Raw genomic sequence first — 16,054 nt, 5'->3', positions numbered from 1 at the left:
GGGGATGACGAGTCGGTCATGCGACAGTATGCATGTCCCTATCGGAATAGCCGGTCCGCCTTATCGGTCGTCACACCCGCATATCGCTCCGCTTCTAGGGAACACCCCATCACGCGAGGAAAGACATGGCCACATGCGCAGTATCGCCAATCCAGCCGTTGGGCCGACGGCCCGGCGCTTGGGCCAGTCCACCGGCTTTAACCTGCGTCACAATTGATCCACTGATCCTAGGTGACGACAACGTTGTTCGTCATGATTTGATGGGGCGGGGATTGGCCCAAAAGCGAGCCCCCCAAACTGTGCGGTTGCCAAATACGTAATGGAGTGAATTGGAATGATCATCGTAACAGGCGCCACGCACGGGATTGGGCGGGCCTGCGTGGAGAAACTTGCGTCTGCCGGTTCCAGAGTGGTGGCGACCGGCCGAGATGCAGAAGCGGGCGCGGCGCTCGAACGCGCCAATCACGGTGTCACGTTCGTTGCCGGTGACATTATCCGTGAAGACGATTGCCGCCGTGTCGTCGACCGTGCGCTTGAACTTGGCAACGGCCGGCTCGCGGGGCTCGTGAACAATGCCGGCATGTCGAAGCGCATTGCCTTCGCCACCGCCACCCAGGACGATTGGGATGAGGTCCTTGCGGTTAATGCACGCAGCGTCTTTTTCTTCATCCGTCATGCGCTGGACGGCTTGCGGCTCGGGAGGGGTTCAGTCGTCAACATGGCCAGCATCGCCGGAAAGACGGGCGAAGAAGGGCTCGCTGCCTACTGCGCCTCAAAGGCCGCGGTCATCGGGCTGACGCAGGCCCTCGCGCTGGAGTTCGGCGAGGAGATCCGCTTCAACGCTGTCTGCCCCGGCCAGATCGAAACACGCATGATGGGCAACATCATAAGCGATGCACTGCGCAAGAAGCAGCTCGAACTGCGGATCCCTGCCAACCGCTTCGGTGCCCCTGAAGAGATCGCTGATGTGGTCGCTTGGTTACTTTCGAATCAATCGAGCTATGTCAACGGCACGGTGGTGACTGTAGACGGCGGGGAAACAGCCGGCCTGCGCACACCGCGCGTCGCGCAGATCGATGGTGCTTAGGGCAATTCAGCTCAGCCGGAGCCGCGCTCGTCGAAATAGCGCAGAAAACCATGTGAGCCTCGCTGGATGTCGTTCTCGATCGCCTCGCGGGCCCTCTTCCTGTCGCCAGTCCTCAAGGCCTCGATGAGATGGTCATGTTCTTCCGCGCCGGTGTACCCGCGCGGAATTTCCCGATCGTAAACGTTAAGGATTGGACCCATCGAGGCCCACATGCTTTCGATCTGTCCGATCAGCATCGGCATACGCGACAGGCGGTAGACGCCGAAGTGGAAAGCGCGATTGGAGGATCGCGCTTCCTTGATATTACCGGCCTTATGGCTCTCTACAAATGAGGCGCGGAAGGTCTCAAGCTGTTCGAGATCGGCGGGGGCAAAATGGTCGGCAGCGTGTTCTGCCGCAAGCCCTTCAAGTGCCACGCGGATCAGCTTGATCTGAATGTAGCGGGCGCGGCTGAGGTCTGGCACCGCGGCGAACCTGCCGGAGCGCAACTCGAGCGCCTGCTCGCTGACGAGCCGCAGACAGGCTTCGCGCACCGGCGTAATGCTGGTTCCGAGCTGCCCGGCAAGATCCTGCATAAGGAGACGATCGCCCGGCGCGAAATTGCCGATGATCAAGCCATCCCGCACCTTGCTGTAAATCCGCGCGGACAGGCTGCCCATCTCCTCGGGCTGCATCTTCATAGGGCCCATGGGACTCCCCTCGCCTCTGCTGCAGCTCTATGGAAATGTCGATTTACGCGTTTCACTACGTTTATAAGTTATAATCGCTGCCTATATTTCGTTATGCAGCGGCAGACAAGTACGTGCACGTTAATTGTCTGCAGCAAACATGTCCGTTTTCATAATTATTTGTGAAATTTTGTTTCATATAAAAACAAGGAGACCCTTCTTTTCCGATTCTGACAATGGAATGTGACGACAGAAAAAGGCGCGATCTCATCTGCGTGGCATGAGTTGGTGTGCGAGAGATGATGACATCTGAAGGAGCCGGGAAGCTTACATGTCAATTTCCAGTCTGATGGGCAGAAATTTCCGATTCTGAGGCGACTCCGAACCGGCTGGACCGACGATGACGTCGGCACCGTCAAGATGATCCGGCAGGCCAGCACGTCCAAAAGCTGCGTATGGCGTTTGCAGAGCGTTTCGCCGCCGAAGGGCTTCAAGGGCTGTTGCGCGACAAGACGCGGCCCTCGCGCATTGCGGCTCTCGGGCCCGAAAGCCCGCCGAGCGCAGCTCTGACAAGGCCGCGACAGGAATCGAACGACGACTGGCCAGAATTATGAAATCGCTTGCGACACTCATGCAATTTCAGACATTTCAGTAACAAATAGATTTAACATTCTCTTCACTTGCACTTTGGGGCGCGTTACCCGAATTAGCTGGAGCGGCCGAAACCCCCGCAAGATCAAGCGCGTAGTCGAAATCCAATCTTGCTGGTGCTTGTCGAGGGATGCGACGCGATGGGCCGGCGCAGGTGCGCTGTGAAGCAGCACTGAGCGCGCCGAAAAACGGCTTCCCAACAGGAGATTGATTTGGATTATGTGCAGTATTTCGCCGGAAGAATCGAGCAACTCAAAGGCCGTGGCGGGTATCGTGAATTTGCCGATCTGGAGCGTCAGTCTGGCAACTTCCCAAAGGCCTGGCTCAATAGGCCCGACGGCCGAAAAGAGATAACCATTTGGTGCACTAATGATTATCTCGGTATGGGGCAGCACCCCAAAGTGCTATCGGCAATGAAGCGCGCCATCGATGCCAACGGCGCAGGATCGGGAGGATCCCGCAACATTGGTGGCACCAACCATTATCACGTGTTGCTCGAGCGGGAGCTTGCAGCTTTCCACAACAAGGAAGCAGGATTGATTTTTGTTTCCGGCTTCAGCTCAAACGATTCATCATTGAGTACATTGGCATCTTTGATGCCGGACACAATTATATTTTCTGACGCGCACAACCACGCTTCAATTATTAGTGGATGCCGCAACAGCCGGGCCGAAAAGCGCGTCTTCCAGCATAACGACGTTGCGCATTTGCGGGAGCTTCTGCGCAGCGTAAATCCTGCAAGACCCAAGATCATTGTTTTTGAATCGGTATATTCAATGGACGGTGACATTTCACCGATCAAAGATATCTGTGACATGGCGGACGAATTTGGCGCAATGACGTTTCTGGATGAAGTTCATGCATCGGGAATGTACGGTCCGAAAGGCGCCGGCATTGCCGCGGAACTTGGCATCATGGATCGTCCAACCATCATCGAAGGGACGCTAGGTAAGGCGTTCGGCTCGATGGGGGGTTATGTGACCGGACCTGCCTCCATTGTTGACAGCATACGAAGCTTCTCGATCGGTTTCATTTTCACCACGGCGCTTGCGCCAGCGCTAGCGGCTGGTGCGCTGGCAGCGCTGCGCCATCTTCGCGATTCAGATTCAGAACGAATTGATCTGCACCGGAAAACGAAACTTTTAATCGGATTGCTGAAAGAGGCGGGCATCCCCGTCATGCCGACCCGAAGCCACATCATTCCTGTGCCTATTGGTGATCCATTCCGTTGCAAGGAAGCGTCCCGCCAGCTTCTGGATCAGCATGGAATATACGTTCAGCCAATTCTGGCGCCGAGTGTTCCGGTGGGAACCGAGCGGTTCAGGGTGACGGTTACGCCTGCCCATAGTACGACAGATATTCGGACGTTCGTCGATGCGCTCAGGCAGGTTCTGCTGCGGGACAATCTTGGCAAGGCTGCCTAATGTAAATGCTGGGAACGACAGGGCGCGCAGCCTCAGACCTGATTATATCAGCCGGGCTCGCCGAGGTGGAAGCGGCGGTCAGCGATCCGGTTCTGACGCCCGATCGCATCTTCGAATGTCATCGGAAAGCAGTTCCGTAACCCGCAATGACAGCTTTCGCGATCTTAAATGATGTGACTCCATGATTGAATGGGGCCGTTTGACGACTCGCTGCTTACACATCGGGCCGGTTCCAGATTCAGGGCTCACCATGAGCCGGTATGACCAGAGCGCATGTTCTTGTGCTGCGAGTTTGATGTGGCTTGGCGTGCCCTACCCGAGGGGTAGGTCACGCCCAGGCCCACGGGATCACACACCAACCCCAGCTAACCTGGTTTGAACGGAGCAAGCCTCCGACGCCGCCCTAATCCGCTGCAACAGATCCTTCAAATCAATTTACAAGATTTTTACAACCGTCAGTCGTTGACAATGGTACGGCACCCCGAGTCTGAGGTCCGGCACGGCCACAAAAGTGACACCGGTACCCTCGGACCGCCGCCAGCACGCAACATCGGGATTAACAGCAATGGTAAGAAGAAGAGCGCTCATATTGGTCGAAGGCCATAGGGGTACTGGTCAGCTATACGTCCAAGCGGCTCAGTGTCTTGGTCTTCATCCAATTACTCTGACGGCTGATCCACCTCGGTACGACTATCTTTCGGCGGAAAACGTTGAGGCAATCCGTGTCGACACTGGCAATCTCGAAGCGTTGGTCCGCGAAAGTTCGCGGCTGCGTGCTACCCACGACATTGCTGGCATTACTGGCTTTGCCGGGGACCATGAATCGATCTATGCGACAGTTGGCAAGCTTTGCCGGCATTTCGATCTACCGGGACCGAACCCTGAATCGATTGAACGAAGCTGCGACAAATTCAAGCAACGCCAACTCCTCGCGCAGGCCGGCGTTCCAATACCGGCCTATCGGTTGGCAGCGAATGCGGCGGAGGTAGAAAGCTCGGCTGCAGAGATCGGCCTGCCCGTGATTCTTAAGCCGGCAGTAGGCAGCGGCAGCATGGGTGTCCGATTGTGCCGCAGCCTCGAAGACGTAGCCGAACATACGACCCATCTATTGGGCGGAAAGCACATATGGCGGTCTACACCGAAAATACTCGTCGAAGAATTCGCACAGGGCCCGTTCTATAGCATTAATGTTATGGGGAATGAGGTCGTTGCGATTTGCGCCAATGACTTTGGTCCCCTCCCCCATTTCGTCATACGTGAGGTGACGTATCCGGCCCTGCTAACCGATCAGGAGCGTGAGCGCATCGCCGATGTTTCGCTGAGCTGTTTGCGGGCTCTCGGCCTTGGCTGGGGGCCAACTAACATTGAACTCCGGTGCACGAAACGCGGTCCAGTTGTCATTGAAGTCAATCCGCGTCTTAGTGGCGCGCCCGACCCTCAACTGGTCCAGTTAGCTTACGGTGTCGACCTCGTCACCGAGCACATCAAGCTTGTCATTGGCGAGGAATGGGATCTGCGCAAAAAGCATTCGCATACTGCGGCCGCGCGATTCCTGCTTCCTGATCAAGATGGCACCCTCGACTGGATTGGTGGCGACACTCAGGCAGCTGCTATATCAGGTGTGGCCGAGGTCAAATTGAATGTTGAACCCAAGACACCGATCGTCAGGAAGGGGGATTTCCGAGACTGGATTGGACATGTCATTGCCACTTCGCCCAGCCGTGCTGAAACCGAGGGCGCCCTTCAGCGAGCGGTCGACTTGATCGAATGGTCGATCACCCCTTTTCCGGCGACAATAAGAGGTGATCGAGAGCACGATGTTTGTGGGGCGTTCGGGCGGCCCACCAGTTCTGTTCCGATCAGGCATTGACGGCTTAAGATCCTTGAAACGCAGCAGTTCCGTCTACGTCAATGTCACATCAAGTTTGACGAGGCAAATGCAGCTTTGGCCACACCTGCCTTGTCTCCCGCGGAACTTCTCCGCGACCCATGGCGAGGCCGTCGGCCCAATTTGGGCCCAATTTGAATGCCGCCCACCGCCGCCGCAGGACGAACATGCGCTTGACAAGACAACGCCGGCCCGTTCAACTTGAGGCATTCACCAGGGGAGTCCCGGCAAGGGGCTGAGATACTGCTGGCTTTCGCGGCGCAGTGACCCGTTGAACCTGATCCAGTTCATACTGGCGTAGGGACGGTGCAAGCGCTCTGCGGGAGTTCACGCCCGAGGTCCTGTTTCGGCAGGTCGACAGAAGCGTCTTTTCATCCTTCCGGCACAGAACTGGGTCTCCAATGCATGAGCAAAGGAGCCTCAAGATGAATGCCCTCACCCCAGCCGTCTCAACGGGGCCGCTGCCTGCTTCGCGTAAGATCCACAAGCCCGGTGCCATCCACCCGCAGATCAGGGTGCCGATGCGCGAAATCTCCGTCCATCCGACAGCCGGCGAACCGCCCGTCACCGTCTACGATCCGTCGGGCCCCTATACCGATCCGGCTGTCGAAACCAGCATCGAAAAAGGCCTGGCCCGGCTTCGCCACGAATGGATCTTGGCGCGCGGCGATGTCGAGGTCTGCGACGGCCGCCATGTCCGGCCGGAGGACAACGGATTCGCGACGGGCGAACGCCTGACGCCAGAATTTCCCATCCGCCACCGACCGCTCAGGGCCAAAGCAGGCAAGGCGGTGACGCAGCTTGCCTACGCGCGCGCCGGCATCATCACACCCGAAATGGAGTTCGTCGCCATCCGCGAGAACCTTGGTCGCGAGATCCTGCGCGGCAAGCTTGAGCGCGACGGCGAGGCTTTCGGCGCGACGCTGCCCGATTTCGTCACGCCCGAATTCGTGCGTGACGAGGTGGCGCGCGGACGGGCGATCATCCCCGCCAACATCAACCATCCCGAGAGCGAGCCAATGATCATCGGCCGCAATTTCCTGGTCAAGATCAACGCCAATATCGGCAACTCCGCCGTCACATCGTCGATGGCGGAAGAGGTCGAAAAGATGGTGTGGGCGATCCGCTGGGGCGCCGATACGGTGATGGACCTGTCGACCGGCCGCAACATCCACAACATCCGCGACTGGATCGTGCGCAACGCGCCGGTGCCGATCGGCACGGTGCCGCTCTACCAGGCGCTCGAAAAGGTCGGCGGCATTGCCGAGGATCTGACCTGGGAGGTCTACCGCGACACGCTGATCGAACAGGCCGAGCAAGGCGTCGACTATTTCACCATCCACGCCGGCGTGCGGCTGCATTACATCCCGCTGACCGTCGACCGGGTGACGGGTATCGTCTCGCGCGGCGGCTCGATCATGGCCAAATGGTGCCTGCACCATCACCGGGAGAGCTTCCTCTACGAGCACTTCGCCGAGATCTGCGACATCGCCAGAGCCTACGACGTCTCCTTCTCGCTCGGCGACGGCCTTCGTCCGGGCTCGATCGCCGATGCCAACGACGCGGCGCAGTTCGCCGAGTTGGAAACGCTCGGCGAGCTGACGCAGATCGCCTGGGCGAAGGATTGCCAGGTGATGATCGAGGGGCCTGGCCACGTGCCGATGCACAAAATCAAGGCGAACATGGACAAGCAACTCGCCGTCTGCGGCGAGGCGCCGTTCTATACGCTTGGACCGCTGACGACCGACATCGCGCCGGGCTATGACCACATCACCTCAGGCATTGGCGCCGCGATGATCGGCTGGTTCGGCACCGCCATGCTCTGCTACGTCACGCCCAAGGAGCATCTCGGCCTTCCCGATCGCAACGACGTCAAGATCGGCGTGATCACCTACAAGATCGCCGCCCACGCCGCCGACCTGGCGAAGGGCCATCCGGCAGCGAAAGTCAGGGATGATGCGCTTTCCCGCGCGCGCTTCGAGTTCCGCTGGGAGGACCAGTTCAACCTGTCGCTCGATCCGGAAACGGCGCGGTCCTTCCACGACCAGACTTTGCCCAAGGAAGCGCACAAGGTGGCGCATTTCTGCTCGATGTGCGGACCGAAATTCTGCTCGATGCGTATCTCTCACGACATCCGTGCCGAGGCGCAGAAAGAGGGCATGGCGGCGATGGCGGCGAAATACCGCGAGGGCGGTGATCTCTACCTGCCGGCGGACGAGACCGGGGCACCGCTCATACCTCAGCCACGTGAGCCATCATGAAGGTCTTGGTCAAAGGAGCGGGCGTTGCTGGCCTCACCGCCGCCTTCGAGTTCGCCGCACGCGGCGCGGCGGTTACCGTTGCCGAGACAAGGCCTGCCCTTGGGGGCAATGCGTCGTGGTTCGCCGGTGGCATGTTGGCGCCGTGGTGCGAGCGTGAAAGCGCCGAGCAGCCGGTGCTGGATCTCGGAAGCGACGCCGCCGACTGGTGGGACGCCGCAACGCCAGGCTTGGTAGCACGACGGGGAACGCTGGTCTTGGCCGCGCCGCGCGATGCGGGCGAGCTCGACCGGTTCGCCAGCCGCACGACGGGCTATCGGCGCGTCGAGGAAGATGAAATTGCCTTGCTGGAGCCCGACTTAGCCGGCCGCTTCCGCCGCGGATTGCTGTTCGCCGATGAGGCTCACCTCGACCCACGCCCGGCGATGGCGGCACTTCATGACAAGCTTGCGACCATGGGTGTCAAATTCCACTTCGGCTGCGACGCCCGGCCTGTTTCGGGTTTCGCCCGTCAGATAGACTGTATGGGAATGGCAGCGGCCGATGACAGGCTGCGCGGTGTTCGCGGCGAAATGCTGATTCTTCGCACGCCTGATGTCTCGCTGTCGCGGCCGGTCCGTTTGCTTCATCCACGCTTTCCGCTTTATGCCGTGCCGCGCACCGATCACCGTTTCATGATCGGAGCGACGATGATTGAAAGCCAGAGTGCCGGACCGGTGACGGCGCGTTCCATAATGGAGCTGCTGGGTACCGCCTATGCCCTCCACCCGGCCTTTGGCGAGGCCGAGATCGTTGAAACCGGTGTCGGCGTCCGCCCAGCCTTTGCCGACAACTTGCCGCGCGTCGAAACCAAGGGTGAAATCATCGCGATCAACGGGCTCTATCGTCACGGTTTTCTCCTGGCTCCCGCCATGGCGCGCCAGGCTGCCGACCTGGTTTTCAGTCAAGACAGAACCAAGGAGCTTGCTCATGAAACTGATGGTCAACGGCGAAGCGCATGAGGTTGCCGCCACCACGCTGGCCGAGCTGCTTGCCGCGCTCGACTATGAGGGCGATTGGCTCGCGACCGCCGTCAACAATGACCTCGTGCACAAAGCCAACCGGGCGGAATTCCAGTTGAACGACGGCGACCGGATTGAAATCCTCTCGCCCATGCAGGGCGGCTAGGCCATGATCGAGCTTTATGAAGCCGAGCTTCCGTCGCGCCTGCTTCTTGGCACGGCTCAATATCCTTCGCCGGCCATCCTTGCCTATGCAGTCAGGGCTTCGGGCACGGCGGTGGTGACCGTCTCGTTGCGCCGTGAAATGGCAGGCGGCAGGGCTGGCGAAGAATTCTGGTCGTTGATCCGCTCGCTTGGTGTCAGAATCCTGCCCAACACTGCTGGCTGCCACTCCGTCAAGGAAGCGGTCACGACCGCACAAATGGCGCGCGAAGTCTTCGGTACGAACTGGGTCAAGCTCGAAGTGATCGGCAACCATGACACCCTGCAGCCGGATGTTTTCGGTCTGGTCGAAGCCGCCCGCATCCTGTGCGAGGACGGTTTTGCTGTATTCCCCTATACCACCGACGACCTTATCGTTGCCGAGCGGCTGCTTGCGGCGGGCTGCAAGGTCTTGATGCCGTGGTGCGCGCCGATCGGTTCCGCTCTCGGACCGATCAACATCACGGCGCTGCGCTCGATGCGCGGACATTTCCCAGATGTTCCGCTGATCGTGGATGCGGGGCTCGGACGGCCGTCGCACGCGGCAACCGTTATGGAGCTCGGCTTTGACGCCGTACTCCTGAACACCGCGGTCGCCAAGGCGGCCGATCCGGTCGGCATGGCGCGTGCGTTCGGCAAGGCGGTCGAGGCCGGTCGTGAAGCTTTCGGCTCGGGTATGCTTGAACCGCGCGACGTCGCCGTGCCGTCGACGCCGACCATCGGCAGGGCCGTTTTTTCATGAAGCTCGATCCCTTCTACCTGATCGTCGACAGCGCTGACTGGGTCGAGCGGCTGGTCCCGCTCGGCGTCAAGCTGGTTCAGTTGCGCATCAAGGATAGGGACGAGACCACGCTGCGGTCGGAAATCCGCCGCGCGAACGACGTCTGCGCGGTCCATGGTTGCCAACTGATCGTCAACGACTATTGGCGCACGGCAATTGAGGAAGGCTGCGACTTCGTCCATCTCGGCCAAGAGGATTTGGCTGCGGCCGACCTGCTGGCGATTAAGTACGCCGGATTGAAGCTCGGGCTTTCCACGCACGATCATCTAGAACTGGAAATGGCCATCGCTGCCGAGCCCGACTATGTCGCGCTCGGCCCCATCTATCCCACCGTCCTGAAGCAGATGAAATGGGCGCCGCAAGGGCTCGAGCGGATCAGCGAGTGGAAGCATCGGGTGGCGCCGATCCCATTGGTCGCCATTGGCGGCCTCAACCCCGATCGGCTCGACGGTGTTTTCGCGGCTGGTGCGGACACTGCGGCGGTGGTCACCGACATCACGTTGAATGCCGATCCCGAAGCGCGCACGCGAGAATGGATCGAAAAGACAAAGCCATGGCGCTGAGGCGAGAACCGCATGTGCTCGTGGTCGGCGGATCTGACTCCAGCGGTGGGGCTGGAATTGCACGCGATATTGAGACGATCTCTTCCATTGGCGTCCGCACCTGCCTGGCTGTCACAGCGCTGACGGTGCAGACGCACGAAGCCGTGATGAAAATCCATCCTTCGCAGCCCGATCTTGTGGCCAATCAAATGCGCGCCGCGCTGCGGGCCAACAAGGTGGCGGCAATCAAGATCGGCATGCTTGCAACGGCCGAGATCGTCGTAGCCGTCGCGGCTGTGCTCCGCGAAAATCCACAGGTGCCGGCAGTACTCGACCCGGTGCTGGCCTCGACGTCAGGCCGGGCGCTTCTGGACGCAAGGGCCATCGCCGCAATGAAACGCGACCTGATGCCCCTTTGCCGCCTCGTCACACCCAATCTCATCGAGCTGGCGCTTCTTGTTGGCTTAGAGCCAGCGGTTGATGAAGACGGCGCGGTGTGGCAAGGCCAGGAATTGCTGGTGGCCGGGATGCAGGCCCTGCTGATCAAGGGCGGCCACGCGGCGGGACCCCGATCGATCGATATTCTGTTGCGCCCCGATCACGAACCAGTCCGCTTTGACACGCCGCGTCTTGCCGCATCGATGCGCGGGACGGGCTGCATGCTGGCCAGCTCGATTGCGGCACATCTGCCGAAGGCGCAATCAATCGAGTACGCCGTGCGCCAGGGCAAGCTCTTTGTGTTAGAAAAGCTTCGGAAAACCCCAGCCGAATAGCCGTAGAGCCGGCTCAAGCGTTCAGCGGCTGACGCTGAAATGGAAGCCGTAGCCCTCCTGCCCTTTTTTCACAGGGCGTGACGGGATGAGGCCGCTTTGCAGATCGGAATTCAGCGGCGCCGAGACAAGCTGCCCTGCCAGGCCGGGAAAGTAACGGGACTCTTCCTGCGGCGAAGCGCACTGCCAGTCAGGCATGGGGATGCACTTGTGCCTCCTGGCGAGTGTAAGGCCGCAGGAGCGAGCCATTTCAGCGCGGCGGGGGCCGCCGGATCTGGCCCCGCAGTGCTGGAGCAAAGCAAAGGCCGGTTTGAGTGGGTGGGGAGAGAGGGCCGCGCGCCTCTCTTCCCGCTACATAGGAAAGGTGCCGCTAGGCACATCCATGTCGGCGCAGCCGTGCCGCGAAGCGGCCCAAGAAAGAAGAGCGTACAAAACGGAAGCACCGAAATGCCCGCCAGCGGGACCAAGTCAGATCGGTGCAGGAGAAAGACCGTGGCCCTGAGACCGTCTCAACAGGGCGGCCGTAGGAGCATCAGCAACGCGCCGCCGTCAGGCGGGATGCGGAACGGACGGCCCCCGGCGAAGGGCGCCGTTCTCTTTGAGCTGCGACCCTGGTGAGCGCCTTCGTGCCTAAAGCTGTGCCGTCGGGCTAAGCTTCAGCTTAAGATCGTTCTGAAAAGCCGAACATGGTTCGTCGAGGTAACCCTTGAGGGAAGGATCCTTGTCGGGTTCCCTGTTTTTCGACAAAATCGCCCTGCAGAATTTATATTGCGATTTGGCGGCATCGCACTGCTGGATGTCCGCCTTATAGCAAGCGTGGACCAAAAGGCTCCCACGTAATCATGCTCGACGTTGTTGGAAGAAAGGTGGGTCTGAATGTCTTGGAGAATGGCAACTCCATGGGACATCCCATCTGCTCCGGAGTAGGTCATTACGAGTTGACCGGGTCGTTCAAAGCCGCTTACCGAGCCGCTCCCTGCAACGTTCTCGTAGGTGCCAGACAAATCCGGGGCCGACGTGAATGTCACCTTGAAGGGGTGCCCCAGGCCGACGGGGGTGACATCCGTAAAGTCGGGACCGTAGTACACCGAGAGATACCACTCGCCCTCTGTAAGAGCGTTGGGGGCTTGCCCGAGCCCAAGGCGCTGCATGCTCTTGTCGATGACAGTCCGAACGACGTTGGACGTGCCCTGCTGGATGCCTTCGCCGAAGCCGGTCCAGATGAAGGCGCCTACGGCCAACACAGCCACACCCAGCAGGCCGAACCTCGCACCTGTTGACTTCGTTTCACGCCCGGGCTCGATTTCCGGCTGGTCCTGCATCCGCCCCTCGCAACGCTCGTCGGGAACAACTTGGGACCCGATTATGGGCCCCAAGGGATCGGTCAGCAGGCTTCCAGATGAACTTTCTTCTTCATGTGCATTCCTCCTCGACTCAAGGGCACTTGCCGTGCGGAGCCGAACACACGCAGTATGGAGATGATAACCCGATTGCGGCTTTCAAGTGTCCTCGCATCCCCCGAGGGCGCCACCTGATCTCTCGGGCAACCTTGTTCGGCGCCGCAGTTATTGAGGCGGCCGGCTTGGAAGCAGTTCCTTATGGCCCTCATGCATAAACCAGAGCACCCGTTTGAGGTGACTGCGAAGGGCCTTACGGGCGCGGATTGGCTCTTTGACCGGATCGATACCCAGTACATCCAGCGCCATCTCCTCTTCGCTGGCACTGTCGGCGCAAGCGTCCATGAGCTTCAAATAGAGCTCGAAATGCTTGTCATCATATGCGGTTAGGCTTTCCGACCAGGGGACTTCCGTTGCAATGGTTGGATCAGGCGTTGGGCGCGATCTGCTTTTCATCCATGTCTCGCTTTGGCGATGAACCAGGCCCCCGTTCCAATTCAGAATATCTCCATCTAGCGCACTTTCAACCGTTCTCGGCCTTCTTCGGACAGTCCCCAATCGTTGCATATGGTCGTGGGTTCCAAATTGGCGCACGGCTGCTCGCGACCAATACATCCTCAACTTGGCGAGGCGATGTAACGCCCGGCTGAACCAGAATGGCGCGGCTATTGAGCATCGCCGATTGGATCGAACCTCTTATTTTAGCTTCGCGATAATCTTGTCTGGCTGCTTGCAAGCGTCCATCATGCCGCCGTACATACGCTTAAGGATCTCGCCCATCACCGTACGAGCAGCAAACATTTCCAAACTCGATCTTGTAACGCGAGGCTTTGCGTTACTGCATAGCTGCATTGCGCAATATGTGTTTGCGCAATGCACAACTTTTAGCGATTAAGCTTACAGCTGATGCACGCGATGGTTTCCTCCCATTCCATCGTACCAGCTGTTCCCCTCTGAAGGTTTTGACTTTACACCTAAAGGGCCTCGGTTTTCCGATGGCCCCTTTTTTTGGCGGTCGCCACGTCGTTAATGGAACGCGGCTCAATCGCCGGTTCAGCCATCAGGCTTTGGAACCCGTTCTGCCCGGCCGACCCCTCCCGACAACAGTCTGACCTTCGCCAGCCTTCTACGGGCAAGCGTTCGCGCCAAAAGTTCAAAGCCGCGTCCGTAACATTCGACGATGAAAGCCAATGTCATCAGGTCGAGCAGAAACTCGTCGATCGCATGTGTGAGCGCATCAGACTTTTGTCCGAACTGAAGGAGCAGGGCGCGCGCGTCTTCGATCGCGGCCTGGCAATCGTGTGCATCTATCAGGGAACTGATCCTGTCAAAGATCTGCAAGCGTCCTCACTTTTCGGAAGCCACACTCAGCATCGAACGCCGCTGATGAGTGAGTTTCCAACAAAAGAACAGGGTAACGTTTCGCGAAAAATCGCTCGGCAGCGCGTCGAACGAGCATGATGCCTCAAATGACATGTGAATTCCGGCTCACCAACATGTCGTCGAAGGCGAGTGAGCCGGCCCATTTCTGCGTCTCGGCCGCCAGACCACTGGTCAGGAGGAACTGTGGCCACATCGTCGGAGACAAATGGGTCCATCTATTCTTCCAGCCGCCACGGTTCAGCCTAGATTACATGGGAAGCGACAATAACGGAAAGCAAAGGATCGCAAAATGAGTAGGGTGGCTGGATCAAACGAAGATTTGGCTGCACCAACGACCTTTGGGCCACTTCTGCAGCCCACTTTTCGCTCGATCTGGCTCGCCACGCAGGTTTCAAGCCTCGGCTGGTTGATGCAGACTGTCGCCATCAGCTGGCTGATGGCAACGATCTCGACTTCCGATCTGATGGTTGCGCTGGTGCAGGCTTCATCGAACCTGCCCGCCTTCGTCTTGTCTGTCTTCGCCGGGGCTCTCGCCGACAATTTCAGCCGGCGCCGGGTCATGTTCGCCGGTCGGTGCCTTATGGTGACTGCCTCCGCGATGCTGACCGCATCGGTGGCGCTGGGCTTTGTCAGTCCGTGGATGATCCTCGGCTTCAGCTTCTTGATCGCAAGCGGCGGTGCTCTCAATGATCCCGCCTGGCAAGCGTCGGTTGGCGATATCGTGGATCGACGAGATGTTCCCGCTGCCGTCACCCTGCTTTCTGTTGGATTCAACACCGTCCGGACTGTGGGCCCGGCGCTCGGCGGCATTGTAGTTGCCTCGTTTGGCCTTATGGCAGCATTCGCGGTGACCACGCTCACCTATTTCGTACCCTTGGCCACTATTTGGCGCTGCAAGTGGAAGGTTCGCTCGTCCCCTCTTCCCCGCGAGTCGATGAGGACGGCGATCTATGACGGGCTGCGCTTCACGGCGATGTCATCGGAAATCAAGGCAGCGATCGCGCGCGGAACCCTCTTTGGCCTGGCGAGCATTGCCATACTCGCGCTGCTGCCGGTGGTTGTCCGCGACCAGCTGGGAGGAGGCCCGCTTGCCTATGGCGCGCTCATGGCTGGCTTCGGGACCGGTGCCGTTTTCGCCGGCCTCTCCAACAGCCTGTTCAGACGGAGCTTGTCGCAAGAAAGGCTGATGAGGCTCTCCTGCGTCGCCTGCGCGGCGTGCTCACTTTCCCTGGCACTGACAACTTCGATCGGGGTGGCGGCAATTGCACTCGCTTTGGGCGGCGCGGGCTGGGTCACCGCCTGGTCAGGGGTCGGCGTGAGCGTGCAGCTGGCAAGCCCGCGCTGGGTCGTGGGGCGCACCATCTCGATCTACTATGCTTTGATAGATGGTGGCATCGCGCTCGGCAGCTGGGTGTGGGGCACGGTGGCCGAAAGCCATTCGTTGACCTGGGCGCTGGAGGGTTCCGCTGCCTCCCTGATGTTCGTCGCTGCAGCCGGCGTTCTCTTTCCTCTTCGCGAGCGCCGCGACTCAGAGCCCGATCCTCTGGAGGAATTCGATGCCCCGGCTGTCGCTCTCAATCTGAAGCCGAGGAGCGGCCCGATCGTGGTCAAGATCGAATATCTGATAGCCGAGAGAAATCTCGAGGCCTTCCTCGACCTCATGCGGCAGCGGCGCCATGTACACAGCCGCGTCGGTGCTCGGAACTGGACGCTCCAGCGGAACCTGCAGAAGCCTATGCATTGGACAGAAACGTTCCGCACGCCGACCTGGACGGACTACCTTCGCCTCAATCATCGTCTGACGGAAGTGGACAAGGAACTGGACGAGCGTGTCTTCCAGTTGCACGCGGGAGAGGAAGCGCCTCAGATGACACTTTCCATCGAGCGGCCGACAAGCTCGGCCCGCAAGCCCGAGCACTCAGCTTTTCGCCATCCCCGTCATTGAAGCCCGGCCGGCACAGAAAACGCGATTCTTGTCTATCGCGCTCAAACCGGTGCGGGAG

15 protein-coding genes and 1 riboswitch are annotated in these 16,054 nt (G+C 59.6%); of the genes, 11 read left to right on the top strand and 4 right to left on the bottom strand.

Annotated features, from left to right (window positions below; genetic code table 11):
- Positions 1-334 precede the first annotated feature (334 nt).
- The gene (locus NKJ18_RS27185) at positions 335-1,087 is read left to right on the top strand and encodes an SDR family NAD(P)-dependent oxidoreductase (protein WP_286461381.1); all 753 of its coding nucleotides are present in this window, start codon (positions 335-337) and stop codon (positions 1,085-1,087) included.
- 11 nt (positions 1,088-1,098) lie between these two features.
- Here the strand turns inward: NKJ18_RS27185 and NKJ18_RS27180 are convergent, their stop codons facing one another.
- The gene (locus NKJ18_RS27180; RefSeq protein WP_352760694.1) at positions 1,099-1,761 is read right to left on the bottom strand and encodes a GntR family transcriptional regulator; all 663 of its coding nucleotides are present in this window, start codon (positions 1,759-1,761) and stop codon (positions 1,099-1,101) included.
- Between the two features lie 857 nt (positions 1,762-2,618).
- Between NKJ18_RS27180 and hemA the strand changes: the two genes are divergently transcribed.
- From hemA to NKJ18_RS27140, 8 genes are all read left to right on the top strand, one after another.
- The gene (gene hemA / locus NKJ18_RS27175; RefSeq protein WP_352760692.1) at positions 2,619-3,830 is read left to right on the top strand and encodes a 5-aminolevulinate synthase; all 1,212 of its coding nucleotides are present in this window, start codon (positions 2,619-2,621) and stop codon (positions 3,828-3,830) included.
- A gap of 565 nt (positions 3,831-4,395) precedes the next feature.
- Positions 4,396-5,700, top strand: a complete 1,305-nt coding sequence (locus NKJ18_RS27170; protein ID WP_352558836.1) for an ATP-grasp domain-containing protein — start codon at positions 4,396-4,398, stop codon at positions 5,698-5,700.
- A gap of 223 nt (positions 5,701-5,923) precedes the next feature.
- Positions 5,924-6,040: riboswitch (TPP riboswitch) on the top strand.
- 103 nt (positions 6,041-6,143) lie between these two features.
- On the top strand, positions 6,144-7,979 hold the full coding sequence (gene thiC, locus NKJ18_RS27165) for a phosphomethylpyrimidine synthase ThiC (RefSeq protein WP_352558838.1): 1,836 nt from the start codon (positions 6,144-6,146) through the stop codon (positions 7,977-7,979).
- On the top strand, positions 7,976-8,977 hold the full coding sequence (gene thiO, locus NKJ18_RS27160) for a glycine oxidase ThiO (protein ID WP_352442753.1): 1,002 nt from the start codon (positions 7,976-7,978) through the stop codon (positions 8,975-8,977). Before thiC ends, thiO begins: the two co-directional genes overlap by 4 nt.
- Positions 8,946-9,143 (top strand): sulfur carrier protein ThiS, encoded by a 198-nt coding sequence (gene thiS / locus NKJ18_RS27155; protein ID WP_023685606.1) that lies wholly within the window; start codon positions 8,946-8,948, stop codon positions 9,141-9,143. The genes thiO and thiS overlap by 32 nt, the downstream gene beginning before the upstream one ends.
- A gap of 3 nt (positions 9,144-9,146) precedes the next feature.
- Positions 9,147-9,920, top strand: a complete 774-nt coding sequence (locus NKJ18_RS27150) for a thiazole synthase (RefSeq protein ID WP_352760689.1) — start codon at positions 9,147-9,149, stop codon at positions 9,918-9,920.
- Positions 9,917-10,522: a thiamine phosphate synthase gene (locus tag NKJ18_RS27145; protein ID WP_023747633.1), complete on the top strand. Its 606-nt coding sequence runs from the start codon at positions 9,917-9,919 to the stop codon at positions 10,520-10,522. The genes NKJ18_RS27150 and NKJ18_RS27145 overlap by 4 nt, the downstream gene beginning before the upstream one ends.
- Positions 10,513-11,274, top strand: coding sequence for a hydroxymethylpyrimidine/phosphomethylpyrimidine kinase (locus NKJ18_RS27140; protein ID WP_352442338.1), 762 nt, complete (start codon positions 10,513-10,515; stop codon positions 11,272-11,274). Before NKJ18_RS27145 ends, NKJ18_RS27140 begins: the two co-directional genes overlap by 10 nt.
- Positions 11,275-11,295: 21 nt before the next feature.
- Here the strand turns inward: NKJ18_RS27140 and NKJ18_RS27135 are convergent, their stop codons facing one another.
- The 3 genes from NKJ18_RS27135 to NKJ18_RS27125 all read right to left on the bottom strand — a co-directional run bounded on the left by NKJ18_RS27135 (position 11,296) and on the right by NKJ18_RS27125 (position 13,124).
- On the bottom strand, positions 11,296-11,469 hold the full coding sequence (locus tag NKJ18_RS27135; RefSeq protein WP_023737084.1) for a hypothetical protein: 174 nt from the start codon (positions 11,467-11,469) through the stop codon (positions 11,296-11,298).
- Between the two features lie 458 nt (positions 11,470-11,927).
- On the bottom strand, positions 11,928-12,593 hold the full coding sequence (locus NKJ18_RS27130) for a hypothetical protein (RefSeq protein ID WP_352760687.1): 666 nt from the start codon (positions 12,591-12,593) through the stop codon (positions 11,928-11,930).
- 243 nt (positions 12,594-12,836) lie between these two features.
- On the bottom strand, positions 12,837-13,124 hold the full coding sequence (locus NKJ18_RS27125; protein WP_081726247.1) for a hypothetical protein: 288 nt from the start codon (positions 13,122-13,124) through the stop codon (positions 12,837-12,839).
- 552 nt (positions 13,125-13,676) lie between these two features.
- Between NKJ18_RS27125 and NKJ18_RS27120 the strand changes: the two genes are divergently transcribed.
- Both NKJ18_RS27120 and NKJ18_RS27115 read left to right on the top strand, forming a co-directional pair.
- Positions 13,677-14,129 (top strand): hypothetical protein, encoded by a 453-nt coding sequence (locus NKJ18_RS27120; RefSeq protein ID WP_352624072.1) that lies wholly within the window; start codon positions 13,677-13,679, stop codon positions 14,127-14,129.
- Positions 14,130-14,340: 211 nt separating this feature from the next.
- A complete protein-coding gene (locus NKJ18_RS27115; RefSeq protein ID WP_352760684.1) occupies positions 14,341-15,996 on the top strand; it encodes an MFS transporter in 1,656 nt (551 codons plus the stop codon).
- Positions 15,997-16,054: the final 58 nt, after the last annotated feature.

This window comes from Mesorhizobium sp. M0217 (assembly GCF_040321955.1).
GTDB lineage: Bacteria > Pseudomonadota > Alphaproteobacteria > Rhizobiales > Rhizobiaceae > Mesorhizobium.
The sequence above is the reverse complement of the archived record's forward strand: the minus strand, read 5'-3'. Positions and strand labels throughout refer to the sequence as shown.

Bases quoted from the DNA above. Each gene is read 5' to 3' on its own strand.
- NKJ18_RS27180 (WP_352760694.1), bottom strand. From the start codon at position 1,761: ATGCAGCCCGAGGAGATGGGCAGCCTGTCCGCGCGGATTTACAGCAAG.
- NKJ18_RS27150 (WP_352760689.1), top strand. From the start codon at position 9,147: ATGATCGAGCTTTATGAAGCCGAGCTTCCGTCGCGCCTGCTTCTTGGC.
- NKJ18_RS27125 (WP_081726247.1), bottom strand. From the start codon at position 13,124: ATGAAAAGCAGATCGCGCCCAACGCCTGATCCAACCATTGCAACGGAA.
- NKJ18_RS27130 (WP_352760687.1), bottom strand. From the start codon at position 12,593: ATGCAGGACCAGCCGGAAATCGAGCCCGGGCGTGAAACGAAGTCAACA.
- NKJ18_RS27145 (WP_023747633.1), top strand. From the start codon at position 9,917: ATGAAGCTCGATCCCTTCTACCTGATCGTCGACAGCGCTGACTGGGTC.
- thiO (WP_352442753.1), top strand. From the start codon at position 7,976: ATGAAGGTCTTGGTCAAAGGAGCGGGCGTTGCTGGCCTCACCGCCGCC.
- NKJ18_RS27170 (WP_352558836.1), top strand. From the start codon at position 4,396: ATGGTAAGAAGAAGAGCGCTCATATTGGTCGAAGGCCATAGGGGTACT.
- NKJ18_RS27115 (WP_352760684.1), top strand. From the start codon at position 14,341: ATGAGTAGGGTGGCTGGATCAAACGAAGATTTGGCTGCACCAACGACC.
- thiS (WP_023685606.1), top strand. From the start codon at position 8,946: ATGAAACTGATGGTCAACGGCGAAGCGCATGAGGTTGCCGCCACCACG.
- thiC (WP_352558838.1), top strand. From the start codon at position 6,144: ATGAATGCCCTCACCCCAGCCGTCTCAACGGGGCCGCTGCCTGCTTCG.
- NKJ18_RS27185 (WP_286461381.1), top strand. From the start codon at position 335: ATGATCATCGTAACAGGCGCCACGCACGGGATTGGGCGGGCCTGCGTG.
- NKJ18_RS27140 (WP_352442338.1), top strand. From the start codon at position 10,513: ATGGCGCTGAGGCGAGAACCGCATGTGCTCGTGGTCGGCGGATCTGAC.
- NKJ18_RS27135 (WP_023737084.1), bottom strand. From the start codon at position 11,469: ATGCCTGACTGGCAGTGCGCTTCGCCGCAGGAAGAGTCCCGTTACTTT.